This window comes from Sphingomonas sp. CCH9-E2 (genome assembly GCF_001557215.1).
Taxonomy (GTDB): domain Bacteria; phylum Pseudomonadota; class Alphaproteobacteria; order Sphingomonadales; family Sphingomonadaceae; genus Sphingomonas.
Genome location: NZ_LSJM01000007.1, coordinates 1 through 3,830, shown reverse-complemented (window position 1 = coordinate 3,830; position 3,830 = coordinate 1). Strand labels below are relative to the sequence as shown.

The 3,830-nt window shown below is 67.5% G+C and carries 4 protein-coding genes; 3 read left to right on the top strand and 1 reads right to left on the bottom strand.

Annotation, left to right across the window (positions count from 1 at the left end; genetic code table 11):
* Positions 1-80 precede the first annotated feature (80 nt).
* Positions 81-722, bottom strand: coding sequence for an ABC transporter ATP-binding protein (locus tag AX681_RS00535; RefSeq protein WP_066665244.1), 642 nt, complete (start codon positions 720-722; stop codon positions 81-83).
* A 38-nt stretch (positions 723-760) separates the two neighbouring features.
* Here AX681_RS00535 and AX681_RS00530 point away from each other — a divergent pair, with 38 nt between their 5' ends.
* The 3 genes from AX681_RS00530 to AX681_RS00520 form a co-directional block, all read left to right on the top strand.
* On the top strand, positions 761-1,882 hold the full coding sequence (locus tag AX681_RS00530) for a glycosyltransferase family 4 protein (protein WP_066665248.1): 1,122 nt from the start codon (positions 761-763) through the stop codon (positions 1,880-1,882).
* Between the two features lie 29 nt (positions 1,883-1,911).
* A complete protein-coding gene (locus AX681_RS00525; protein ID WP_066681512.1) occupies positions 1,912-3,270 on the top strand; it encodes a glycosyltransferase family 4 protein in 1,359 nt (452 codons plus the stop codon).
* Positions 3,263-3,830 (top strand): polysaccharide biosynthesis/export family protein (locus AX681_RS00520; protein ID WP_197424202.1); only part of this gene is annotated, 568 nt, incomplete at its 3' end. The genes AX681_RS00525 and AX681_RS00520, both read left to right, overlap by 8 nt.

Sequence of the window (3,830 nt, the reverse complement as noted above, 5' to 3'; positions counted from 1 at the left end):
CATTTCAGAATATCCTGCCGATGGGTGGCCGGGTGGGGGAGCGGGCCGGTGCCGCCTATCCGGCTCTGCCGGATCGAATCTCAGAAATGCTGCTCCAGCGCGCCCTCGATCGAGTCATAGAAGGTCAACCGCCCGTCGCTCAGCGTCGCGCCGCTGGTGCAATAGGCGCGCAGCGTGTGGGGGTCGTGCGATACCATCACCAGCGTGCCGCGCTCGCGCCGCTCCATCAGCGCGGCATGACAGCGCGCGCGGAAGCGTTCGTCCCCGGCGGCGGTGATCTCGTCGACCAGGTAACAATCGAAATCGACCGCGAGCGATGTGGCAAAGGCCAGCCGCGCGTTCATTCCCGCCGAATAGGTGCGGATCGGCATGTCGAGATAGCTGCCAAGCTCCGCAAATTCCTCGACGAAACCGAGCACCGCGTCGACCGGACGGCCATAGACGCGCGCGATGAAACGGACATTGTCGGCGCCGGTCAGGCTGCTCTGAAAGCTGCTGCCATAGCCGAGCGGCCAGGACACGGACATGGTGCGCTCGACCGTCCCCGAACTCGGCCGCTCCACCCCCGCGATCAGGCGCAGCAGCGTCGACTTGCCGGCACCATTATGGCCGCAAATGCCCAGCGCCTCGCCGCGCCCGATGGTGAAGCTCGCATCCTCGAGCACGCGATGCTGCCCGCGTCGCGTGCGATAGGTCTTGCTCACGCGGTCAAAGCGAATCATTGCGCGACGATAGGCAAGCGCGCCGCCGGAGCACAGGGGTGAACCGCGTCGCGGTCGACCACCGCACGGCGCGCTGGCGGGAAGGGACGGGCGTCGCGCGCTACCGTGCCGGGCTGGCCGATGCACTCGCGCGGGTGCCACTTCAGGTCGAGCCGATCGGCGATGGCGGCGATGCGGCGGCGCGGCCCGGCTGGCGCGATGTGCGGCGCATGCTCCACGGCCGACCGGCGGCCACCCGCTCCGAACCGGGCTGGCTGGTGCCGGACCTGTATCGCCTCGCCCAGCGCCGCTTCACTGCAATCGGCGCGCTGACCGAACTGGCCCTCCCCGATCCCCCGGCCATCGTCCACTGGTCGCACCCCGTGCCAATCCATGTCGTCGGGGCGGCGAACCTCTACACCATCCACGACCTGATCCCGCTCACCCATCCCGAGCTCACCGGCATCGCACCACGACGCCACCGGCGGTTGCTGAAGCGGCTGATCGGCGTCACCGCGCAGTTCGTCACCGTGTCCGAAACCGTACGCGCCGAACTCTGTGCCCAGCTGGCGCTGCCGGCCGATAGGGTCAGCTGCTGTTATCAGGCGGTCGAACCCGGATCGCCCGGCGCTTTGCCGGCCGGACTGGCGTCGGGCGCGTATCTGCTCGTTGTCGGACGAGTCGAATCGCGCAAGAATGTCGAAGCCCTGCTGCACGCGCATCGCCGTGCCGAGACCGGGCTGCCGCTGGTCATCGCCGGGCCAGACGGTCATTGGCGTGATGCCGGTGAGCGCCGCCGGGTCGAGATACTGGTCGCCGCGCCAGACGTGATCCGGCTTGGCTGGCAGGATGATGCGACCATCGCCGCGCTGATCGCCGGCGCGCGCGCGCTGTTGATGCCGTCGCTCGCCGAAGGCTTCGGGCTACCGGTGGTCGAGGCGATGGCACTGGGTGTCCCGGCGCTGGCGAGTGCACACGGCGCGGCTGCCGAGATTGCCGGCGACGCGGCGCTGCTGGTCGATCCGCAGGACGCAGCGGCGCTGGCCGATGCGATCCGTCTGATTGTGCGCGACGCACCGCTCCGGACCGGTCTGATTGCCAAGGGACAGGGCCGCGCGGCACAGTTCACCGCTGAATCCTTTGCCGCGCGACTTGCGGCGCTTTACGAACGCTTTTGGTGAGTTATGAGACCCTTGGGGGCGGGTTCACGATGCGCGTATTGATCGACGGCTTCAATCTTGCCCTGCCCCGCGGTACCGGGGTTGCTACCTATGGCTATCAGCTCGCCGGTGCGCTCAAGGACATGGGCGTGCCGGTCGGTGGCTTGTATGGCCTGCGCGCGCCGTTCAACCCCAAGCTGCGCGATGTCATGTTCTACGAAGCGCTGGGCGGCGAGCATGAGACGCGCAAACCCGGCCGCTGGTCCTTGAGTTGGGTGCGCGAAACGACATTGATGCTGCGCGACCGCCGCGCCCGCGCAATTCCTCAGGACGGTCGCGTGCTCGCGCGGCAATTCGCACACCGGCTGCCCGAATTCGATGGCGGCCTTTACACCGCGCCCGATATTTTTGATCTCGCCGGGCGCAATTTCGCTCGGCTGGGCCTGTTTTCCAAGGTGCATGTCCCCGGCCCGGTCGATGTGATGCACTGGACTTATCCGCTGCCGGTAAAGCTGTCCGGCGCGGCCAATGTCCACACCCTGCACGACCTCGTCCCGCTCAAGCTGCCCTATGCCAGCGCCGACCGGAAACGTTATTATTACAAGCTGATGCGCGCGGTCGCCCGCCGCGCCGACTGCATCGTCACCGTGTCCGAATCGAGCCGGCGGGACATCATCGAATTCTTCCCCTTTGCCGAGCCCAAGATCGTCAATACCTATCAGGCGGTACGCGTGCCGGACGCGGTGTTGCAGGAAAGTGACGACGATCTCGCTGCCGCGATCCACAGCATCTTCAACCTGCCGTTCAAGGGCTATTTCCTGTTTTTCGGCGCGATCGAGCCCAAGAAGAACGTCAACCGCCTGATCGAAGCCTATCTTTCGCTCGCGACCAAAACCCCGCTGGTGATCGTCGGTCGCCGGACCTGGGGCGCGGATGAGGAATTGCGGCTGCTCCAGCGCGACGAGGTTCAGCCGCTCAAGGCGACGTTCAAGAATATCCGCCGGATCGACTATCTTCCGCGCGCGCTGCTGATGCGCTTGATCCGCGGGGCAAAGGCGGTGACCTTTCCGTCGATCTATGAAGGATTCGGTCTGCCGGTGCTGGAAGCGATGATGCTGGGGACTCCCGTGCTGACCTCGAACGTCAGCTCCCTCCCCGAAGTCGGTGGCGATGCGGCGCTCTATGTCGACCCCTATGATCCGCGCTCGATCCGCGCCGGGCTGGCGCAGCTCGACAGCGAGGCCCAGCTGCGCGCGACCCTCAGCGCCGCCGGGCGGGTACAGGCCGAACGGTTCTCGCTCGCGCGCTATCAGGAGCGGCTGGGGCGACTCTATGAAGCATTGCTCGACGAGCGCGCCGCTGCCCAATTTGCCGCCACACGGGCGGGAGGGGTTGCCGCGCATGCGTAGCTCCAGGCTCTGCACGCTCGCCCCGCTGCTGCTCGCCGCATCGGCCTGCGCAACGCTTCCAGCTGGCGCGCCGACGGTGTCGCAGGTGGTGGGGCCGAGCGCGAGCTCGGGCATCGCGGTACTCGACATCATCGAAACGCCAATGCCCAGCGAACCGGTCGCTCCCGTTATGACATGGCCGATCGGCGATGCAGCGCCCTGGGGCGGCGAGATCGCGGTCGGCGACACGCTGACGGTGACGGTGTTCGAGGTCGGCTATGCGCTGTTCGCGCCATCGGGCGAGACGAGCGCGCGCGAGGGCGCGGTCCCGGCGGCGGGCGCGCGCACGCTGCCGCGGATGGAAGTGGGCGACTCCGGTTCGGTGACCATTCCCTATATCGGTGCGGTCCGCGTCGTCGGGCGCACCAGTGCAGCGGTCGGCGAGGAGATTCGCCAGAAGTTGCGCGGGCTGTCGCAACAGGCGCAGGTGGTGGTCGCGGTCGAGCGCGGGCCGGGGCGCAGCGTCGTCACAAGCGGCGATGTCCGCAACCCCGGTCGCCAGCCGCTGACGCTGGCGGGCG